The sequence below is a fragment of the Galbitalea sp. SE-J8 genome, assembly GCF_030345695.1.
In the GTDB taxonomy this organism is placed as follows: Bacteria; Actinomycetota; Actinomycetes; order Actinomycetales; family Microbacteriaceae; genus JAUASV01.
The window spans coordinates 1-19254 of the sequence record NZ_JAUASV010000033.1; the positions used below are offsets into that span (position 1 = coordinate 1).

Genomic DNA, 19254 nt, shown 5'->3' on the forward strand with positions numbered 1-19254 from the left:
GGACATGCTCACCAGCCGCGCCGGATCCGGGATCACGAGGTTCGGTGTCATGACCCCATCCTCCCCAACACTCGAACACCCGTTCGAGTCCACGCGAAGAATGTGGAGAACCCCGAAGAACCCAGCCTGTGGAGAACCCGCACAGACGAGAACCCGGCCCTGAGGAGAACCCGCACAGTGGAGAACCCGCGCCACGCGACGCGTAGCGACGCCGCGGTGGCCGGCGGCAGCCGCGCAGCGACCGGCGGCGGGTGGCGTCGCGACCGCCGCGACCGTGCCTACGGTCGACGCCACGAGAGCCCCACCGCGACCGGCGGCACCGCGACCCGCGACTCCCACGACCGGCCCCACCACGACAGCCCCACCGCGACCGGCCACTCCACGACCGGCAGCGACGCGCCCGCCGCGACGCCCCGCAGCGCCTACGGGCGCCCGAGTCCCCGGTAGGTCCAGCCCGCAGCGCGCCAGGCGGCCGCGTCGAGCACGTTGCGACCGTCGATGACGACCTTGCCCGCGACGGCCTCGCCGACGGCCACCGGGTCGAGCGCGCGGTACTCCTTCCACTCCGTGACGATGATCACGGCATCCGCGCCCTCGAGCGCTTCCGCTGTCGACTCGGCGTAGACGAGCTGCGGATGCTTCGCCCGCGAGTTCGCGATCGCCTCCGGGTCGGTCGCCACGACGTGGGCGCCGAGGCCGTTGAGCGACACCGCCACGTCGAGGGCGGGCGAGTCGCGGATGTCGTCGGAGTCCGGCTTGAACGCGAGTCCCAGCACGGCAACGCGCTTGCCGTTGAGCTCGCCGAGCTCCTCGTGCGCGATGTCGAGCACGCGCTTGCGGCGGCGCAGGTTGATCTCGTCGACGTCGCGCAGGAACGAGACCGAGTCGCCGACGCCGAGCTCCTCGGCGCGGGCGCGGAACGCGCGGATGTCCTTCGGCAGGCAGCCGCCGCCGAAGCCGACGCCCGCGTTGAGGAAGCGGCGGCCGATGCGCCCGTCGTATCCGATCGCATCCGCCAGGTGCGTCACATCCGCCCCGGTCGCCTCGGCGACCTCCGCCATCGCGTTGATGAACGAGATCTTCGTCGCGAGGAACGCGTTCGCGCTGACCTTGACGAGCTCGGCCGTCGCGTAGTCGGTGACGACGAGGGGCGTGTCCTTCGACAGCGCGGTCGCGTAGACCTCGTCGAGCAACGCCTTCGCGCGCACGCCGTTCTCCCCCGCCGGGATGCCGTACACCAGGCGATCGGGCTCGATCGTGTCCTTGACGGCGAATCCCTCGCGCAGGAACTCCGGATTCCACGCCAGGATCGCGCCAACGGACTCGACCTTCGCCGCGAGCCGCGCCGCCGTTCCGACCGGCACGGTCGACTTGCCGGCGACGAGGTCGCCCGGCCGCAGGTGCGGCAGCAGACCGTCGATCGCCGCCTCGACGTAGGTCAGATCGGCAGCGTTGGACCCCGGCTTCTGCGGGGTGCCGACCGCGATGAAGTGCACGGATGCGCCGCTCGCCGCCGCCGGATCGGTCGTGAACGACAGACGCCCCGTCGCCCCCGCGGAGGTGAGGATCTCGGGCAGGCCCGGCTCGAAGAAGGGCGCACGCCCTGCTGACAGGTCGGCGATCTTGCGCTCGTCGACGTCGATGCCGACGACCTCGTGGCCCAGCTCCGCCATCGACGCGGCGTGCACCGCGCCGAGATACCCGCATCCCGTGACCGACAGTCTCATGGTCTCCCCTTCGCTCTTCCGCGCCCACTGTAGAGCCATCATGTATCGCTCGTGTTTCGCTCGCCACCCGTGCGGTCTCGGCACGTCCGTGTGGCGAATTGACGGCACCCCCCATTTGCGCGCCATAATCGCTACTATCCATTTCCCCCGGAATAAGAGGAATCGCCATGGCACAGAAGACCATCATCCAGCTCGTCGACGACCTCGACGGCACCTCCCTCGAGCCCGGCACGGGCGCGACCGTGCGTTTCTCGCTCGAGGGCACGGAATACGAGATCGACCTCTCGAACGAGAATGTCGAGAGCCTGCACAGGGCGCTCGCCGACTTCGTGAAGGCGGGTCGCGTGATCTCACGCTCCCGCGGTCGCGGCGCGGGCACCTCCCGTCGCTCGAGCGGCAGCGGAATCGACTCGACCGCCGTGCGCGTCTGGGCGAAGGACAACGGCATCACCGTGAGCGAGCGCGGCCGCATCAGCGCCGACGTCATCGAGAAGTACAACGCGGCCCACTGACCGGGTGCGTCCCGGTACTGATCGGTTGCACTGATCGTCGGCTGCACTGACCGGTTGCGGCCCGCACGTTGTCCGCACGTTCTGCGCGCGTACCAGATGGATCGTGCCTCATGCCCGACACCGCTTCCGGCATCAGCCGATGAATCGAAAGGGCCGGCCCGTCGGGGCCGGCCCTTTCGCGGGATCCGCCCAATGCGCGAGTGGGGCGGATTGCCAAGAGAGGGGGATTGCTTCAGGAACCGCACATCACCCAGTAGATCTCCTCCTAGTAGATCTCTGAGTGGGCAATAGATCCCTGCGCAGGTCGCTGAGATCCCTGCGCGGGACTCCGAGCGGGTCTCCGAGCGGGTCTCCGAGATCCCTGCGCGGGACTCCGGGGGGTCTCCGAGGTGGTCTCCGAAAACGCCTCCTTGGAATGCCCCGATGTCGACACTGTGATGCGGCAGGCGCGGCCCGCACGCACCCGAGGTGGCCGGTTCTGTTCGCCCCGCCCCGGGAGTGCCCGTGGTGGAGGAGTCGTGCGGCCACCCATCGCGTGCGCGGCTCACCGGGCGACCTGGTTCTTCGAGCGGAGACCGATGGGTCTGCGCTGGGGGTCGACGTTCGGTGGCGGGATGAGTGCGTAACGGTTGCCGCGGCGCTCGATGCGGTAGCCGTTGTTGTGCAGCCAGAGATGGTGGAACCGGCACAACAGAATCGCGTTCTCGATGTCGGTGAGCCCGCCGTGGCTGTAGTGGACCAGGTGGTGGGCTTCGGTCATCGCGGGCGGGTGCTGGCAACCCTCGATCACGCATCCGCCGTCGCGTGCAGCGAGCGCGACGCGCTGTGCAGCACTGAAGGTGCGCGCGGTGCGGCCCAGACGAAGGGGCTGACCGCCCTGGAAGAGCACGGGAAGGGCACCCTCGGAACAGGCGATGCGTTCCGCCGTCTGCACGGACACCGCGACGGTCTCGCCTTCGAGCCACGAAGCGCCCGTGCCGCTGTGCAGATCGGCGAGTTGCACGTGAACGGTCACTCCCGGTCGGCGGGCGCCGAACAGCCGCGTGCGGTCCGCCCGTGTAGCGAGCAGGACGGTGTCGACAAGGGCGTCGGCGGTGAGCTGATCGAGGGTGCGGGCGTCATCGACGGTCTTCTGTGCGGCGGCGCGGTCGTGCGGGTCGACGAAGCGCGGACCCCCACGTCGCGGGGCCGTGACGGCATCGAGCGCACCTCGCACGACCGCGGCCGACTCGGGATCGAGCAGGCCGCTGACCCGGGTCATGCCGTCGGGTAGCGGGGTGAGCCGCAGAAAGCGCTTGTCGCGCGCGGCGGCCTCGCGCTGCGCGACACCTGCCGCATCCAGACCATCGCGCTCCGCACGGGCGGCGGCCGCGAGCTCTTCGGGCGTCGCAGTCGACGCCGTCTCGAGCAGGCGAGCCGCGGCATCCGTCAGATCGTCGCCCGCCACGTGGGCATCGGGCTCGCCGAGGCCTGCGCGGATGGCCGCAGCGCCCGCGACGGAGATCGATCCCGCGGAGACGGACCGCACGATCGGCGCGAGCCACGGCGCCGAGCCCCGGAGCAGCTCACCCGCACGCACGAGCTCGGAGGCCTCGCGGGCGCCGATGCCGAGCTCGCGCTGCACGAGGCGTTCCGGGGTGCGAGCGCCGGACCGCTGCGCGAGGCCCGCGTGCCCGAGCTCGCGGGCGGAGCGCCGGGCGACCTCGCCCGCGACGCTCGCGAGTGCCGCGTCGACCTCGCGACGCGCGGCGGAGAGCTCGCGCTGCACAGAGAGCAGCGCATCATCCGTCAGCTGTGCGACCTGAGACAGGTCGGGCAGAACGAGCGCGCCGGGCATGGGAATCCTTTGAACGAAAAGCGGGACTCCGGCGCGAGTACAGTGATCAGTATAGCACACAGATTCGAATGGGCAAGCAGTTCTGTGGACATCTTTTCGTTGATGTGTACGCACCCCTCGTTCGCCCGCTCCGCTCCCGCCGGGATCCCGTCAGCGGCGCAGCCCGCCGGCGAGCGAGCATCCCGGTCGCTGAGTAGCCCGCGAGCGAAGCGAGCCTGCGTATCGAAGCCCGCCCGCCCGTGCCCCCGCCCGCCCGTGCCTACTTGCCGCGGGCGAGGATCTGCAGCAGGTAGGTGCCGTAGCCCGACTTCACGAGCTTCTGCGCGCGGAGGACCACTTCCGCGCACGCGACCCACTCGGCGGTGCCGATCCAGCCGCGCAGGGAAACCCGCCGACGATATACCTGGAGGTATATCGTCGGGGGCATGACCGACAGCCCCGGCGCAGAGATCCGAGCAGCCCGTCGCGCTGCCGCACTGACGCAGCTCGAGCTCGCACGCCGCTGCGCCATCTCGCAACCCAAGCTCAGCGCGTACGAGCGCGGGTCGCTCCGCCCTTCGGATGAGACGCTGCAGCGCATCCTGCAGGCGGCCCGACCGCGGCCCTCGGAGATGCTCGAGCGTCATGCGGAGAGCATCCGCGCCATCGCGCGGAGCCACCACCTCGACCACGTACGCGTCTTCGGGTCGTCTGTCTACGGTACCGACACCATCGCGAGCGACATCGATCTACTCGTGCACGCGACGGATGAGGCGAGCCTGCTCGATCTCGCCGGCTTCGAGGCCGAGGTGAGCGCCCTGACGGACTATCCCGTCGATGTGGTCGTCGACTCGTCGCCTGTCAATCGCGTGATCGAACGCATCATCGCGGAGAGCGTGCCACTGTGAGCGACGAGGGTCGCTTCCGCGCCCGCCCGTCCGCCGATCCGGCGAGCGCCCCGCCCAAGTGGGATGTCGAGCGCGACATCGTCGCCGAGCTGGTCGACCTCGCGAGGGACGCGAGCGAGATCGTCGCCCTCGGACGCGACGCCTTCCTCGGCGACGGGGGACGCCTCCTTCGGCACGCCGCCGACGGCATCGTCATGAACGTGCAGGAGCTGTGCGACCGTCTGCCTGAGACGTACCGCGAGACCCACCCCGAGGTGCCCTGGAACGACATTCGCGGGATGCGCAATCGCCTCGGGCACAACTATCGAGCAACGGACCATCGCCTGGTCTGGCGCGTTCTCGACGTGTCGATTCCCGATCTCATCGCATCGCTGACCCGGTGAACCGCCCGCCCAGACCCGAGCGACTACTTGCCGCGGGCGAGGATCTGCAGCAGATAGGTGCCGTAGCCCGACTTCACGAGCTTCTGCGCGCGCTCGCGCAGCTCGTCGTCCGACAGGAAGCCCTTGCGCCAGGCCAGCTCCTCCGGGGCACCGATCTTCAGTCCCTGCCGACGCTCGATGGTGCGCACGAACTCCGATGCATCCGTCATGTTGTCGAACGTGCCCGTGTCGAGCCACGCCGTGCCACGCGGCAGCACCTCGACCTTGAGCTTGCCCTTCTCGAGGTAGGCCTTGTTGACGTCGGTGATCTCGTACTCGCCCCGCGCCGACGGCTGGATGTTGCGCGCGATCTCGACCACGTCGTTGTCGTAGAAATAGATGCCCGGCACCGCATAGTTCGACTTCGGATTCGTCGGCTTCTCCTCCAGAGAGATCGCCGTGCCGCTCTCGTCGAACTCCACGACTCCGTATGCCTCGGGCTCCGCGACCCAGTACGCGAACACAGCACCGCCGTCGATGTTCTCGAACCGCGACAGCGTCGACCCCAGGCCCGGGCCGTAGAAGATGTTGTCCCCCAGCACCAGCGCGACGCTGTCGTCACCGATGAAATCCGCACCGATCGTGAACGCCTGAGCCAGCCCATCCGGAGACGGCTGCTGCGCCCAGCGGATGCTGATGCCGAACTGCGAGCCGTCACCCAGCAGCCGCTGGAACTGCTCCGCATCGTGCGGCGTCGTGATGATCAGCACCTCGCTGATACCCGCACTGATCAGCGTCGACAACGGGTAGTACACCATCGGCTTGTCATAGATCGGCACCAACTGCTTGCTGATGCCCAGAGTGATCGGATGAAGCCGCGTACCAGAACCACCGGCGAGAATGATGCCCTTCACGGGGACCACTGTGACCGAACGGAAACGATCCGTCCAATCCGCGTCGGCCGGCCGGATAACGTGGGCGGCACGGATGCATCCGCCCGGAGGTATGAGATGACCGAAACGGTGACGACCGAGGCGGATGCCGTCGCGCTCGCCGGCCGCATCCTCGCCCCCCGGACGCGCCCGCTCGTCGTGCTCTCGACCGACCCGCGCACGGGCGAGTTCGTGCTCGACGCGGAGCGCCTCGCCGACGAGTTGAGCGACCTCGCCGACGTCGTGCTCATCGCGACCGGCGACCTGACCCGCACTCTCGACGCGCACGTGCCCGACCGCACGCAGGTCTACGGCGGAGCCGGGCGCTCCTACCCGGTCGACTTCGGCGCCGACCCGCGCTGGCAGCGGTCCCCGCTGCGCTTTCCGGGCGCCCGCGCCACGGACCAGCTCATCCGCGACGCACTCGGCCAGGCACACGCCGCGGGCGTCGTCCTGCAGCCCACCGGCGAGCGCAGCCGGCCGGTCGCCGGCACCGTGCTCCGCTTCGTCGGCCCCGAGCGCGCGCTCGTGAGCGTCGACGACGGTCTGCCGGTGACGCTCGCCCGCGAGCTGAGCTATCCGCCGTTCCCCCTCGAGTGGCTGCTCACCGAGGGCCAGCCGATCGCTGGCACGCTCGAGCCGCGCACCCGGCGCCTGCTGCTCGACCGGCCGGGCGTCGCCGTCGCCGACCTGCGCCGCGCGTTCCCGCACGGCAGCACCACGCTGGCCTTCGTGAAGTCGGTGTCGGCGCAGCGCGCCACGCTGCACCTGCATCCCGAGGTCGAGCACTCCGTGCTGCCGACGGATGTGTCGAGCAACCCGCTCGACACGCTCGATCTGCTGCTCGCCGAGGGGGACGTCGTGCGCGTGCGCGTGCTGCACCTGCCCGACGGCTCGATCCGGCTCACGCTGCTCGACGTGGACGACGACGAACCGGTGGTGCCGCCGCTCGCCGTCGTGGCCGGCGGCCCGCCGTGGCTCCGTGAGGGCCGCCCGCTCACGACCCCGGAGGAGGACGAGGACGACGACCTCGCGGGATTCGAGGATGCGCCCGCCGCAACGCCGGCCGACCCGCGCACGCCGAGTTCCCCGCCCGCCGGCGACGCGCGCAAGGAGCGCCCGGCGGCGGCGCACCCGCGCGCGCTGCCCGGCCCGGGACTGCGGCCCGCGACCTCAGCACCCCGGGTGCGCGAAGCGCCGCGGTCCGAGACGCCGGCGCCTCCCGCGCCCCCTGCGCCCGCACGCCCGCTCAAGGCGTCATCCGCGCTGCTGTCGACGCAGCTGCAGCTCGACACCGCGCGGGCCCGCATCGCCGAGCTCGAGGCGCGCCTCGCGCGCCTGGACGAGACGGATGCCGCCCTCGCCCGGCTGCGCGCGCACGCGCGCGGCACGGACGAGCGGCTGCGCCAGGAGCGGGCCGAGCGAGGCGAGCTCGAGCGCCGCGTGCGAGAGGACGAGGCGCAGCGGCGCTCGATCACGCGCGAGCTGCGCAAGGCGCGCGCCGCTTCCGCATCCGTTGCCGTCGAGAACACTCGCGACGAGCGCCGGGCGCTGTGGCTCGGCGACAAGGAGTGGCTGGAGCACGAGATCTACCTCGCCTGGGTCGAGCGCGTCGCGGCGCCCGACCGCACGCAGTGGGCGCTGCACCACTACGTCATCGGCCCCGAGTTCGCCGCGTCCCTGCAGAAGCTCGACGAGACCCAGTTCCGCAAGGCGATGAAGGCCGTGGTCGACGTGGTGACGGGCCGCATCCGGGAGATCGCGGGGCGGGAGGCGCATCCGCTGCGCACCGGCGACGGTCCGAGCGACCCGGACACGGTGCGCGCGTCGGACGGCGCCAAGTGCTGGCGCGCCTACATCGAGCAGAAGACCCCCTCGGCGCGGCGGCTGCACTACTGGGTGCTGCTCGGCGGCGGCATCGAGCTCAGCCGAGTGGTCGCGCACGACGACGTGCAACCCTGAGGCGCCTCACTACGTCCGCCTCGCGACTTGGCCGACCTGCTGCGCCGCCATCCAGCGCACCCGACCTGGCCGCCATCCAGCGCACCCGACCTGGTCGGAGGAGTGGCCGGCCGACGACCCCAGGGGCGTGGACGACATCGTGCAGGTCGTCGCCCTCTGACGCGGCGCTCGTGGCGGCCGCACCCGCTCGTAGGAACTCGTCTACGCCCCATCATTCACGGATGGCGCTCAGCGGAGCGCGGCGATGATCGCCGGCACGCGGTCGGCTCCTGACGTGCAACCGGAATTTCGACGGAGCGTCGCCGCGCCCATCCATCCGCCCGCCCGATCCGACGGTGCCGCGCGCGACACGCTCCGCGCTCAGGTCAGTCTTGCGCCGGCAGGGCTTCCGTGCCGGAGGTTGCCGACGAACACGAGAATCTGCTCCTGGAGCAGCTCGTGGGCGCCGTCGAGCGGGATCTCCTCCGTGACGACGCTCTCGAGCTCCTCCAGTGCGTCGTCCACGGCTGCTTCGTCGCGCTCAACGTGCCGGTGCCGCCGGAGTTCCTCCTCATGCTGCCCTACATCGTCACCCTCATCGCCGTCGCCCTGGTCTCGAAACGAGCGAAGCCGCCGACGTTGCTGGCGATCGCATACCAGGCAAGTTCGTGACCGGGCTCGTCGGCGAAATAGGCGTAGCTTCCGTCCGCGAGATCCTTCAGGCGTTTTCTCGCAGCAGGGTCGTTGCGCGAGCTGAACGCGGTGAGGAACCGGCACCGCTCGGTCTCGATCCCTTGCTCGCGCGCCCATTTCAAGAAGCTCCGTTTGCGAGCCTCGTTGATCTCCCCGTCCGTGTTGACCGCTTCAACGAACCAGAAGTCGACCGCGTTCTCCCCGACGTCGGCGATCAGCGCGTCGGGAAGAACGCTGGACACGTTGATGGTCACGCCGAGGTAGGACAGGAGCGTGGCATCCGCCGTGAACAGCTTGTCGCCCGGTTCGCTGACGGACACCACGTAGGGATTGCGCAGGCGCGCGGGCGCCCAGCTCTCGATAACGCCCTTGAGGATCAACGATGCGCGTCCGACTTCGAGGATGCGGGTGCCGGCATTGTTCGGGAGCGCAACCGTGACCGCGTGACTTGCCTGCTCGCCTTCGATCGCGAAGCGCACGCGCAGCTTCGCGGCCGGAGACAAGTGCGCCTCGCGCCACTCGTCGGCAGCGAGTCGCACCTCCGAGTCGCTCAAGGTGGGGTCGAAGAGGTCGGCGAAATGCGACTCCATCGTCCAGCGCCCTGCGCCGGAGGTCTTCGGCAGATCCTGACGCTCACGAAGCGCACCGTGCTCGCGCCACTTGCGGAAGGTCTCGTCGCGGAGCGTCTCGCGAGAGTTGTCCGCGTAGCCCGGACTGTCGGGGACGCCCCAGGCCTGGAGGAGGCCCGAAAGCGCCTTGGCGCCCTCATGTCGCCGGCCGCTCCGAAAGACCATATGTTCGGGCGACCTCCCGCTCGAGCTCTTCGTCGGACAGGGTCTCCCACGCCTCAAGGGTGTGGGCATCGGGAAGCGTGAGCGACTCGAGCTCGTAGGCGGACAGCGCGACAGAACCGGAGATGCATCGAACCAACTTGTCGAGAGTGCCCGTCGACAGGAGTCTGGTCAGCAGGCCTCGGCTCAACAGCTGCGTGTCGCCGACGGGCCGGATGACGTTGACGTGGTTCTCGACGACGACGCCGCCCGAAGCTCGCGAGAGGTACTCCTCGGTGAGTTCGGCGACGACGAGGCGCCGCTGCTGCTCCGGCGCGTGAGTGTTGCCAGGCAGAGCTCCTGAAGGACGGACGTGAAGACTCCGGATCGGTCGGCGACGAACGTCGCGCTCTCCAGCCGGAGGCGAGACGTACGGTGGGTTCTGAGCGGTTCGAAGTAGCGTCCCGCTGTGAACGATGTCGGCACGAGCGCGGAGAGGACCCCGTTCGAGTCGAGCGACTCGGCGCCGACGGCCATGAACATCCCGTAGAGATTTGCGTGCCCGTACAGCGAGTTCGCGAATCGTGCCCGGTCGGCTTCGCTCAGACGCACACGCCCGTAGGGCGGGTTCATCAGCACCGCACGCGCCGGTGTTCGACCCGGCGCCAGTCCGTCACCAACGCGCGCGAGAGCTGGAAGCTGCCGCCGATTCGCCTCGGGAGTGCGGGCGAGCATCGGGAGCATCTCGGCGGCGAGCACGACGTTCGCGACCCATACCGCGGCCGGATCGGAGTCGATGCCTTCGATCAGGGAAGGGAGCCGGTGCAGAACCAGACGCGGGTCGATCTCGGCGCTTGCCGCGAGGTGCTCCCTCAGCACTGGCAGCAGCAGGGCGCCCGCGCCGCACGCGGGGTCCCGCACGAGACCCGGCAGCTGCATGACGGGTTGCTCCATGCCCAGAGCAGTCTTCGTCATGGACCAGAGCTCGGCCGCGAGTTCGGGCGGGGTGTAGTGGCGACCGTGTCGGGCTCGGGTCTCCGAGGCGAGGGACTCGACGTATGCGGCACCGACCTGCTCAGCCGCGAGGAGCGCCCAGTCCGGCTCGAGCGGCGGCGTCTCGCCCAGCACGAGCGGAGGCAGCGCGTCAACGGCGACGTGAACATCGGTCCATTCGTCGGCAAGACCCGCCCGTGTCGCTCAGGCCGACCACCACGCAGGAATCGCGGCCAGCACCGCAGCGGCAACCGGGGTCAGTTCCGCTGCGGGGTCCGCGGACCCGACCAGACCCCGCGAGCCTCGCGGCCCGAGGGGGCGCGCGAGAGCCTGAGTGACGTCAGCGAGGGTGCCCACGAGCCCAGGGTATCCGCGGCCCGCGACACGGAGCGTGACGGCACAGCGGCTCGGGGTGACTCGATCCCAGCGGCACCACGCGGATGAGGATCGCGCCGTCGAACACCGCGAGCACGGATGTTGCGGGTCTCCGCGAGGTGATCGGAACTCCGCGAGCCCTGGGCCGCGTCGGTCGGATCGTCGATGACCAGCAGCAGCCGGCGCTCCGCGAGCGGCAGAGCGACATCCGTTCCGCTGTCGACGCGGGCATGCGGTCCGGCTCCACGCCGAAGCTCAGCAGAACGCGCCCGAGCGTCCCGTCCAGGTCACTCCAACCGGCTCTGTAGCCGCTCGTCGTCCTGCCGCTCATGCACGACGGCGAGCACCTCGATGACCTGGCCTTCGTCGTGTATGCGGTACCAGACGAGGTACGGGAAGGTCGTCAGCGCAGCGCGGCGGGCATCCCGCCGGAGGACGCGGAAGGCGTAGGGCGACTCCCGGATCGATCTGACCGTTGCCGCGAGGTCGTCGGTGAAACGGTCGACCTGCTCCGGGGCGTGCAGGGCATACCAGTCTTGCGTGCGTTCGGCATCGTGTTCCGCGTTGTAGCGAAACAGGACGGAATAGCTCACCGGATGCGGCTGCGCAGCGACGCCTCGACGTCCTCCCACGACCGGCCCACAAGGGGATCGGCGTCGGCCTCGGCCAGCCGCTGGTCGATCAGGGCTGCTTCAGCGGGCGTGACGGGCAACGCGTCGGCGTCGATGGAGGCCCAAAGCTCATTGATCAGCTCGACGCGTTCGGCCACGCCGAGGCCTTTTGCCTGGGACAGGAGCGTCTGATCGACCACCAGCACATGCTACCCGCCCTGCCCACTCGGATTGCAGAGCTTGGCGAGATTCAGCCTCACCGCTGCGAGAGATCGATGCCGACCGACGCGGCGAGGTCGTCAAGGGGTGAGCGTACGCGTTTTCGGCTCGCCAGCACACGGCACGGACACTCGCGCGAGCGACATCGGCCTGCTTGTGACCATCACCGACGAGACGACGCTTCTCGACCTCGTATGCGGTGAGAGGCTCCTGACAGGCGGCCGCCCGCGCAACACCGATCTTTGGCCCGACTTCCGGCCGCTACGCACTGCCGCCTCCGCCCGGACTCGCGGCCGCGAGACAATAGGGTGATTCGCATGGCGACCCAGACGTCCGCGGATGAACTCGACCACGCCCCGTGGGACGAGTCGCATGTCTGGGGGCGGTACCGCGAGGTGCACACGACGCCGCACTCCGTGGTACGGATCATCGAGTACTGGGCGGGGGGCCGCACGTCGGTGCACCGCCACGACGCCGTCACCGAGACGATCATGGTGGTCTCGGGCAGCGTGCGCTTCTCGATCGGCACCGATCCCTCCTCGCTGCGCGGTGTCGTCGCGCACGCGGGGGACGTCGTGCGCATCCCCGCGGGCACGTGGCATGCCGCGGAGTGCGTGGCCACGGGAGGCGACCCGTGGGCGGTGGCGGTCGAGGAGTGCCACGGTGAGAACGCCGCCCTCGGCTACGAGATCCTGCGGGCGGCTCCTGCGATCGCCGCGACCCCGGTACACTAGCGATCCTCATCCGTTTGGAGGCTGCCATGGACTCGACGACGCTCGCGCTCCTCTCCGCGCTCATGTCGGGCGCCGTGGAGGGCGTCGCCGCAAGCACGGTCGACGCCCTCACGCGCGGCCTCCAGCGCCTGTTCCGCCGCGGGGCGCCCGAGGCTTCCGCCGCCCCGGTGTCCACTCTCGCTCCCGAGCTGGTCGCCGCGTCGATCGAGAAGGCGGCGGCCACGGATGCCGAGCTCGCTCGCGAGTGGAGGGAGTGGCTGCGCGCGCTCCACGAGGCCACACCGTCGTCATCGAACATCAACAGCGTGAGTGGTCAGGTGACCGGATCCGTCGTGCAGGCGCACACGATCCACGACGTCAAGCTGTGACCGCCACCGCCGCCCCCCCCCCCCCCCCCCCCCGGACATCGCGGGCCGGTTCCGGTTCCGCTGTCCACGGATGCGGCGCTCTGGCGAACCGCCCGGACCACGCACCACGTGCTCGTCGTGGCGCGCACCCGCACGTCGCTGTTCTGGCTGCTGGAGCTTCTCCCCGCGGTGCTCGGCGACTCGCGCGTGCAGCTGCTGTTCACCGTCGACGAGGACGATCCGTCCGCGTTCGGTGAGGGTCTGGCCGGCCTGATCACCTCGACGGGCGCACTCCTGGTGCCCTGGGCGCACGCCTCGCGGACGCGCTTCGACCTCATCGTCGCGGCGCACGAGAGCGGTCGGCTCGGCTCGCTGCGCGGCCCGATGCTCGTGCTCCCCCACGGCCCCGGGTACACCCGGGATCTCACGGCCTCCGGTCTGCCCCGTACGGCCGTGGCGCTGGCCGCGAGCCGCACGGATGTCACGGTCGCCGCCGTGCCCTCCGAGGAGGCGGCGCGCGTCGTCCATCCGGCAGCGCGCGTCGTCGTGACCGGCGACCCATGCTTCGACGGTCTGCTCGCGGCGCGCCCCGAGAGCGACGGCTACCGCCACGCGCTCGGGCTGCACGACGGGCAGCGCCTCATCACCGTGACCTCGACCTGGGGCCGACACTCGCTCTTCGCTCGCCGACCGACACTCGCGCGCGAGCTGCTGGCGGCGTTGCCGAGCGGCGAGAATCGCGTCGCGCTGGTGCTGCATCCGAACGTCTGGGTCGGCCACGGCGAGTGGCAGCTCCGGGTCTGGCTGCGCGACGAGCTGGCGGCCGGCCTCGTGCTCGTGCCGTGGGATGCCGGCTGGCGTCAGGCGGTGCTCGCGTCGGACCTCGTCGTGGGAGATCACGGCAGCGTGGGCCTGTACGCCGCGGCGATCGGCGTGCCGTTCGCTCTGGCGGTTCACGAGAACGACGAGCTGGTGCCCGGAAGCGCGCTCGGCCGACTGGTCGACTCCGCTCGGCGCCTCGACACCTCCGGCGGGCTGAAGACCGCCGTCGACGCGATCATCGCGGACGGCACGGATGCCGTCGCCCGCGAGGCGCGCTCCGCGTTCTCGCACGAGGACGAGGCGTTGACGCGGCTGCGAGCTGCGGCGTACGACCTTCTCGGGCTCGCCGTGCCGCACGACGAGGTCGCGCGCGCCGTGCCGGCGCCGCTCGCCCTCTCCGCCGCCCGGCCGGCCTCGATGGTGGCCGAGCTCTCGGTCGACGCGGATGCCGGCGTCGCCATCCGGCTGATTCCCGCGACGGTCGCGCCGCATCCGCGGGGAGATCGCGAGCGCTTCGTGATCTCGACGTCGGCGGAGACGGATCGTCGCATCACGGATGCGGCGGCCGTGCTGATCGAGAGTCGCCCGGCCGCGTCGCCGGCGGCCGCCGAGCTTCGCGCCCGGACCCTTCTTCAGCGGCATCCCGGCGCCCGGTGCGCGGCCGTCGTCGTTCCCGACGGCGTGCTGGTGTGGTGGCGCGACGGCGAAGGCATCGTGGTGACGGCGCCCGCCGCGGCGGACAGCGCGGCCGCGGCGGCGTTCGCCCGCTATCTCATGACGGGCGATGTTCCGCGGGCCGTGCGGATGCGGGTCACGATCGATGGCCGCGAGACGGCGTTCGCGTCGACGCCGTACGGGTGATCGCCGTACCGGGCCGGAGGGTCACAGCGGCCGGGACGCGACGAGCTCGAGTTCGCGCACCCGGTCGCGGATGACGCGGGCGGCGGTCGACGCCCCCCGCGCGTGCTCGACGCGCGCGATCCGCTCCAGGGCCTCCGCTTCGAGACCGGGAAGGGTGTGCGCTCGGGCGATGTCGATGACCTCCCCCCAGCAGCGCACGGCCGCGAGTGCGTCCGAGGTCGCGAGCGACGCGTCGCCGAGGCGCAGGAGCACCCGCGAGCTCAGGATCGCATCCCCGTCCCGATCGACCGCGGCCGCAGCGGCGCGCAGCAACGGCAGCGCGCCGGCGGGATCGTGGTCCGTCAGCCGGGCCGAGCCGGCGAGGTAGTCCTGGATCGCGACCCCCTTGACGGACCCGGCCCGGGCGGCGAGCAGGCGAGCGTCGTCGAACAGGTGGAGGGCACCGGCGACGTCGCCCTGCCGCACGCGGAGCTTGCCGCGCATCTCGAGGATGGAGCTGCGGAGCAGCTCCGGCGCGTGGTTCGCGAGGAGGTCGGCTCGGGCGAGCTGGTCGTCGGCGGCGTCGAGCTGTGCATCGTCCATGAGCGCATGGGCGAGCTGGGCGCGCAGGCGCGCCTCGGCGTCGCGATACCCGCCGTATGCGGCCGCGTCGGCACCGCATCCGTACACCTCGATCGCGGTGTGCGTGTCGTGGATGGCGTCGAGCACCGGCCACAGCGCCTCGCCGATCCGCCACGCCGGCTCGAGGTGGCCCTCGGCGAGCGCCTGGTGCTGTGCAGCGCCGATGGCGAGGCGTTCACGCGCGAACAGCTCGAACGCTGCGGCTCGCGTCGGCAGGGCGTCGGCGGGCCACGCGACCGGGGTGAGGCGGAGGCGACGGTGGATGAGGGCGTGATCGAGACGGCTCGCGAGCTCGGCGTAGTGCCGTGCGATCCGGGATGTCACCTCGCGCCTCTCGCCGGCGGCGCCCTCCGAACGCCACAGACTCCGTCCGTGGCGCCACGCGAGGTAGGGGAACTGGTATCCGTTCCCGATCCGGTCGAGAAGATGCCGGCCCGCGAGGTCGTCGAGCACGCGCACTGTGTGCCCGATCGGTTGATCGAGAACCGCGGCCGCAGCGTCGACCGCCATGCGCGGCGTCGGATGAAGCGCCAGGAGTCGGTATGCGTCGCGGAGTCGCGAGGGCAGCGCACGGTATGCGCTCTCGAAGACGGCGTCGATCGCGGACAACGCGTGCTCACCGTCGTGCTGGTCGGCTGACCGCGCTTCGATGCGCGCGACGAGCTCGGCAACGGTCAGGTGCGGACGGGCGCGCAACTCCATGGCGCACACGCGCGCGGCGAGCGGCAATCCACCGCAGAGACGCAGCAGGTCGCGCACCGCCATCGGCTCGTCATCGACGCGGTCCTGACCGAGATACGACGTGAGGAGGGTGTGCAGCTCTGGTTCATCGAGTGGCTCGATCGGCACGGGATGGGCGCCGTCGAGCTCGAGCTCGGTGAGCCTCGCGGTCGTGGCGACCAGGACGAGCGCGTGGGCGGAGCTCGGGATGAGGGGAACGACCTGGGCCGCGTCGGTCGGGTCGTCGATGACCAGCAGCAGCCGGCGCCCGGCGCTCAGCGAGCGGTAGAGCGACATCCGTTCCGCTGTCGACGCGGGCATGCGGTCCGGCTCCACGCCGAGGCTCAGCAGCACGCGCCCGAGCGTCTCCTCCAGGGTCAGTCCGGCGCGGTCGCGCACGTCCGCGAATGTCACGTGGATCTGCCCGTCGACGAACGCGTCCGCGTGCTGGTGCGCCCACTGGATGCTGGTCGCCGACTTCCCCACGCCGTGCGCACCCGAGAGCACCACGACGGCGGGAACGACGCCGTGACGCGGCGCATCGAGGGCAGCCGAGATCGCACGGGTCTCCGCCACCCGATTCACGAACGCGCCCATCGGGGGCGGAAGCTCGCGCGGAATCGGGCGGGCGCGTTGCGGGTAGTGGAACTCCAGCCGCTGGATGACGGCCGCCTGCACCAGCCCGCCGAGCACGGTGCCGTCCATCCGGTTCGTGTTCACGCTCGGCGGCGAACCACGCTGCTCGTCAGCTCCCGACGTCACGGACATGACAAAAATGTAGTGCCCTCGGCTGTCCATGCGCGTGGCCGGCGTCGATCCGACCGCAGCACTGCGCGTCGTCGCAGAATCCGCCGGTGTCGCCATCGTCGGCGTGCTCCTCAACGTCGTGGTGATTACCGCTGCAGGTGTTGGCGTTCTCGCTCGTGGCGGTCGCACTCTCGTCGGGCTCGTCTACGATCCGTCGGCCACGGGAAGGAGCTCAGTGACGGAGCGCGGACACGATCGCGGGGAATTGCACGGCCACCGCCTGCCAGAGAATCTGCTCGTCGGTTCCGTCGTAGTCGTGCGCGACGAAGTTTCGCACCGCCCGGATGCCGCGCCAGTCGATATCCGGATGCGCCTCCCGGAAGGATTCGGGCAGTCGATCGGCGGCCGCGGACAGGTCGGCGACGAGTGAGCGCGCGATGCGGCGCTGGTCGTCGTCGTTCGGATGGTGGAATCGCTCTTCTCCCCGTTCGACGACGCGGCGGGCGCTCACAGCAAAGCGCTCGATGTCGGCGATGATCGCCGGCACGCGGTCGGCTTCCGCGTGGCTCACAGGGTCGTCGCTTCGGCGCGGATTCGATCCATCGTCGGGCCGGTCCCGCGGTCGGAGACCACGTCGACATCGAGCCCCGTCACGTCCCTCACCTCCTGCATGAACCCGGCGAGGTCGAAGATCGACGATGTCTCCGAGGGATGCACGAGCAGGTCGAGGTCGGAGCGCGCTGTAGCGGTGCCCCGCGCGATCGATCCGAACACCCGCACGTCGCTCAGGCCGCGGGCCGCGGCGAGATCGAGAATGCGTGTGCGCAGCGGCGCGAGCCCCGATATCGACGGCACGCGAAGCACGGCGCCGAGCTTCTCGATGTTGTACGCCGTCGGAACGCGTCGGCCCCGTTCGTAGTCGGAGATGTTGGGCTGCGGCACCCTCGACCGAGCGGCGAGCTCACGCTGGGTGAGTCCGGCGGCGCGGCGGAGTAGGCGCAGCTCTTCACCGATCGTCTCCGTGCCCACGGCGCGATGATAGCGCCAGGCTATCGCCACCGCGAGATCATTTTTCGGCTCTCGGACTTCAGGTTGGGTCGGTGGGGTCGAGGCCTCCGGCGATGAGGAGCATGCGGAGCCGGTAGTTGTCGTAGTTGCGGAAGCCACGGGCGACGCGGCGGGCGCGTTCGATGAGGCCGTTCACGGCCTCGGTGCCGCCCCGTCTTGCCTCATGTCAATAGGTCCGGGAGCGGTTGGCGCTTGCCTCACGTGAAAGGTCCGTGTGGCTCAGGCTGCGGGGCGGGTGCCTTGGGTGCGGGCGGCGGCGAGCTCGATGAGCTGCTGCTGGATGCGGATGATGCGGCGGGTGATCGCGGCCGGGTTCAGCTTCGCATGCTCGTCGGTCAGTCGTTCGGCGGCGTGCTGCTCGAGCACGCCGGCGTCGAGGAGTCGCTGGTACGGGGCTCTCGGCTTGTCGTAGATGCGTTTCGTCCGCCCGGAGGTCGTGTGGGTCCAGCCGGTCGCCTTTCACGCAGGGCAGCAGGTGGTTCTTCCGCTTCATCACCAGGGAGTGCAGCTCGTTGAGCAGCCGCAGTTCGTGGTCGGTCTCGTAGCGGTAGCGGAACGTGTGGCGGCGGACCCAGTCGGCGTTGCGTTGCTCGACGTGGGCGTTGTCGTTGTGCTGGTAGGGCCGGCCCCGGGTGACGGGGATCTCGCGCTCGTCGCACCAGGCGATCACCGACCAGTTCAGGAACTCGGACCCGTTGTCGAAGTCCATCCCGACCATCGGGACCGGGGAGGCCCGCCGGATCCAGTCCATCCCGGCTCTGACGTTGACGTGGGCGTTGTTGCGGATCGCGCGGATCAGCGTCCACCCGATCACCGGGTCCGTTGCGGTGAGCGTGCGCAGGAACTCGCCTTTCGTGGTGTGGCCGCAGTGCGCGACGGTGTCCAGTTCGTAGAACCTCGGCCCGGGCGGCAGGCCGTCCATCGCGGTGCGCACCGGGATCGACGAGCGCAGGATATGCGACGGCTTCGGACGTCGGGTGGGGGCTGGGGTGTGGCGTAGTGGTGTGGGGTGGGTCGAGGTCCCGAGGATCGGTAGCGACCAAGCTTGCTGTCCGTTCGGAGACCTCGACTCGTGCCCGATGCTGCGGGGTGCGCCGCGGCGTGCCTATCTTCTGCTGTCTACTGCGATCGCTGCGACGTGCTGGTCGGTCTCGGCGGCCTCCGCGTCGTCGCCGTCGAGCGCCGCAATGAGCGAGTGCTCGTCATCGATGTTGAGTCCCCGCCCGGCCCTGCCGGGTGTCCGACGTGCGCATAGGTGGCGCAATCGCGAGGACGCAAGCAGCTCACGCTGATCGACGCGCCCATGGGCGCGACGCCGGTGCGTATCCGGTGGCGTAAGCGCCTGGTTCCGGCCTGACTTCGATCAAGTTGGTGCCCCGCTGACGGGCGTTCTTGGCGTTCGAGGCTGGCGAGGATCTCGGCGACCTCGGGAGTCGGCGGCGTGGTGGCGGTGAGGTCGTGGCCGAGCGCGTTGA

General features: G+C 70.4%; 20 protein-coding genes and 1 pseudogene. 7 read left to right on the forward strand and 14 right to left on the reverse strand.

Annotated elements, in window-relative coordinates:
• Nucleotides 1-422: 422 nt before the first annotated feature.
• Nucleotides 423-1727, reverse strand: a complete 1305-nt coding sequence (locus tag QT381_RS15025) for a UDP-glucose dehydrogenase family protein (RefSeq protein ID WP_289249849.1) — start codon at nucleotides 1725-1727, stop codon at nucleotides 423-425.
• Between the two features lie 167 nt (nucleotides 1728-1894).
• Between QT381_RS15025 and QT381_RS15030 the strand changes: the two genes are divergently transcribed.
• Complete coding sequence (locus QT381_RS15030; protein WP_289249850.1) at nucleotides 1895-2239, forward strand: histone-like nucleoid-structuring protein Lsr2; 345 nt, start codon at nucleotides 1895-1897, stop codon at nucleotides 2237-2239.
• Nucleotides 2240-2783: 544 nt separating this feature from the next.
• Here QT381_RS15030 and QT381_RS15035 read toward each other — a convergent pair.
• Both QT381_RS15035 and QT381_RS15040 read right to left on the reverse strand, forming a co-directional pair.
• The gene (locus QT381_RS15035) at nucleotides 2784-4076 is read right to left on the reverse strand and encodes an HNH endonuclease signature motif containing protein (RefSeq protein ID WP_289249851.1); all 1293 of its coding nucleotides are present in this window, start codon (nucleotides 4074-4076) and stop codon (nucleotides 2784-2786) included.
• Between the two features lie 259 nt (nucleotides 4077-4335).
• Complete coding sequence (locus tag QT381_RS15040; RefSeq protein ID WP_289249852.1) at nucleotides 4336-4503, reverse strand: hypothetical protein; 168 nt, start codon at nucleotides 4501-4503, stop codon at nucleotides 4336-4338.
• Between QT381_RS15040 and QT381_RS15045 the strand changes: the two genes are divergently transcribed.
• Both QT381_RS15045 and QT381_RS15050 read left to right on the forward strand, forming a co-directional pair.
• Nucleotides 4502-4963 carry a helix-turn-helix domain-containing protein gene (locus tag QT381_RS15045; RefSeq protein ID WP_289249853.1) on the forward strand — a complete coding sequence of 154 codons (462 nt, stop codon included), beginning with the start codon at nucleotides 4502-4504 and terminating at the stop codon, nucleotides 4961-4963. The two genes, QT381_RS15040 and QT381_RS15045, sit on opposite strands and share 2 nt — an antisense overlap.
• Nucleotides 4960-5346 carry a HepT-like ribonuclease domain-containing protein gene (locus QT381_RS15050; RefSeq protein ID WP_289249854.1) on the forward strand — a complete coding sequence of 129 codons (387 nt, stop codon included), beginning with the start codon at nucleotides 4960-4962 and terminating at the stop codon, nucleotides 5344-5346. Before QT381_RS15045 ends, QT381_RS15050 begins: the two co-directional genes overlap by 4 nt.
• A gap of 23 nt (nucleotides 5347-5369) precedes the next feature.
• Here the strand turns inward: QT381_RS15050 and rfbA are convergent, their stop codons facing one another.
• Nucleotides 5370-6239 carry a glucose-1-phosphate thymidylyltransferase RfbA gene (gene rfbA / locus QT381_RS15055; RefSeq protein WP_289249855.1) on the reverse strand — a complete coding sequence of 290 codons (870 nt, stop codon included), beginning with the start codon at nucleotides 6237-6239 and terminating at the stop codon, nucleotides 5370-5372.
• 96 nt (nucleotides 6240-6335) lie between these two features.
• Here rfbA and QT381_RS15060 point away from each other — a divergent pair, with 96 nt between their 5' ends.
• Nucleotides 6336-8219: a hypothetical protein gene (locus tag QT381_RS15060; protein WP_289249856.1), complete on the forward strand. Its 1884-nt coding sequence runs from the start codon at nucleotides 6336-6338 to the stop codon at nucleotides 8217-8219.
• A 360-nt stretch (nucleotides 8220-8579) separates the two neighbouring features.
• Here QT381_RS15060 and QT381_RS15065 read toward each other — a convergent pair whose 3' ends face one another.
• The 5 genes from QT381_RS15065 to QT381_RS15085 form a co-directional block, all read right to left on the reverse strand.
• The gene (locus QT381_RS15065; RefSeq protein ID WP_289249857.1) at nucleotides 8580-8723 is read right to left on the reverse strand and encodes a hypothetical protein; all 144 of its coding nucleotides are present in this window, start codon (nucleotides 8721-8723) and stop codon (nucleotides 8580-8582) included.
• 56 nt (nucleotides 8724-8779) lie between these two features.
• Complete coding sequence (locus QT381_RS15070; RefSeq protein WP_289249858.1) at nucleotides 8780-9685, reverse strand: BsuBI/PstI family type II restriction endonuclease; 906 nt, start codon at nucleotides 9683-9685, stop codon at nucleotides 8780-8782.
• A gap of 183 nt (nucleotides 9686-9868) precedes the next feature.
• Complete coding sequence (locus tag QT381_RS15075; RefSeq protein ID WP_289249859.1) at nucleotides 9869-10789, reverse strand: Eco57I restriction-modification methylase domain-containing protein; 921 nt, start codon at nucleotides 10787-10789, stop codon at nucleotides 9869-9871.
• Between the two features lie 527 nt (nucleotides 10790-11316).
• On the reverse strand, nucleotides 11317-11622 hold the full coding sequence (locus tag QT381_RS15080) for a type II toxin-antitoxin system RelE/ParE family toxin (protein ID WP_289249860.1): 306 nt from the start codon (nucleotides 11620-11622) through the stop codon (nucleotides 11317-11319).
• Nucleotides 11619-11840, reverse strand: coding sequence for an addiction module protein (locus QT381_RS15085; RefSeq protein WP_289249861.1), 222 nt, complete (start codon nucleotides 11838-11840; stop codon nucleotides 11619-11621). Before QT381_RS15085 ends, QT381_RS15080 begins: the two co-directional genes overlap by 4 nt.
• 336 nt (nucleotides 11841-12176) lie before the next feature.
• Here QT381_RS15085 and QT381_RS15090 point away from each other — a divergent pair, with 336 nt between their 5' ends.
• The 3 genes from QT381_RS15090 (at nucleotide 12177) to QT381_RS15100 (ending at nucleotide 14623) form a co-directional block, all read left to right on the forward strand.
• Nucleotides 12177-12593, forward strand: a complete 417-nt coding sequence (locus QT381_RS15090) for a cupin domain-containing protein (protein ID WP_289249862.1) — start codon at nucleotides 12177-12179, stop codon at nucleotides 12591-12593.
• Between the two features lie 26 nt (nucleotides 12594-12619).
• Nucleotides 12620-12961 (forward strand): hypothetical protein, encoded by a 342-nt coding sequence (locus QT381_RS15095; protein WP_289249863.1) that lies wholly within the window; start codon nucleotides 12620-12622, stop codon nucleotides 12959-12961.
• A gap of 117 nt (nucleotides 12962-13078) precedes the next feature.
• Entirely contained in the window at nucleotides 13079-14623 is a 1545-nt protein-coding gene (locus QT381_RS15100) for a hypothetical protein (protein ID WP_289249864.1), read from the forward strand.
• Nucleotides 14624-14644: 21 nt separating this feature from the next.
• On the opposite strand, the gene QT381_RS15105 is transcribed toward QT381_RS15100, so the two are convergent.
• From QT381_RS15105 to QT381_RS15125, 5 genes and pseudogenes are all read right to left on the reverse strand, one after another.
• The gene (locus QT381_RS15105) at nucleotides 14645-16732 is read right to left on the reverse strand and encodes an NB-ARC domain-containing protein (RefSeq protein WP_289249865.1); all 2088 of its coding nucleotides are present in this window, start codon (nucleotides 16730-16732) and stop codon (nucleotides 14645-14647) included.
• Between the two features lie 211 nt (nucleotides 16733-16943).
• A complete protein-coding gene (locus tag QT381_RS15110; protein ID WP_289249866.1) occupies nucleotides 16944-17258 on the reverse strand; it encodes a HepT-like ribonuclease domain-containing protein in 315 nt (104 codons plus the stop codon).
• A gap of 20 nt (nucleotides 17259-17278) precedes the next feature.
• A complete protein-coding gene (locus QT381_RS15115) occupies nucleotides 17279-17740 on the reverse strand; it encodes an XRE family transcriptional regulator (protein ID WP_289249867.1) in 462 nt (153 codons plus the stop codon).
• Nucleotides 17741-17798: 58 nt separating this feature from the next.
• Nucleotides 17799-17939: pseudogene (locus QT381_RS15120) on the reverse strand (transposase); the annotation flags it as partial.
• 6 nt (nucleotides 17940-17945) lie between these two features.
• Nucleotides 17946-18713: a hypothetical protein gene (locus QT381_RS15125; RefSeq protein ID WP_289249868.1), complete on the reverse strand. Its 768-nt coding sequence runs from the start codon at nucleotides 18711-18713 to the stop codon at nucleotides 17946-17948.
• Nucleotides 18714-19254: the final 541 nt, after the last annotated feature.

Coding starts and splice junctions, on each gene's coding strand:
- QT381_RS15090 (WP_289249862.1), top strand. CDS start 12,177: ATGGCGACCCAGACGTCCGCGGATGAACTCGACCACGCCCCGTGGGAC.
- QT381_RS15030 (WP_289249850.1), top strand. CDS start 1,895: ATGGCACAGAAGACCATCATCCAGCTCGTCGACGACCTCGACGGCACC.
- QT381_RS15105 (WP_289249865.1), bottom strand. CDS start 16,732: ATGTCCGTGACGTCGGGAGCTGACGAGCAGCGTGGTTCGCCGCCGAGC.
- QT381_RS15060 (WP_289249856.1), top strand. CDS start 6,336: ATGACCGAAACGGTGACGACCGAGGCGGATGCCGTCGCGCTCGCCGGC.
- QT381_RS15025 (WP_289249849.1), bottom strand. CDS start 1,727: ATGAGACTGTCGGTCACGGGATGCGGGTATCTCGGCGCGGTGCACGCC.
- QT381_RS15070 (WP_289249858.1), bottom strand. CDS start 9,685: ATGGTCTTTCGGAGCGGCCGGCGACATGAGGGCGCCAAGGCGCTTTCG.
- QT381_RS15035 (WP_289249851.1), bottom strand. CDS start 4,076: ATGCCCGGCGCGCTCGTTCTGCCCGACCTGTCTCAGGTCGCACAGCTG.
- QT381_RS15045 (WP_289249853.1), top strand. CDS start 4,502: ATGACCGACAGCCCCGGCGCAGAGATCCGAGCAGCCCGTCGCGCTGCC.
- QT381_RS15040 (WP_289249852.1), bottom strand. CDS start 4,503: ATGCCCCCGACGATATACCTCCAGGTATATCGTCGGCGGGTTTCCCTG.
- QT381_RS15095 (WP_289249863.1), top strand. CDS start 12,620: ATGGACTCGACGACGCTCGCGCTCCTCTCCGCGCTCATGTCGGGCGCC.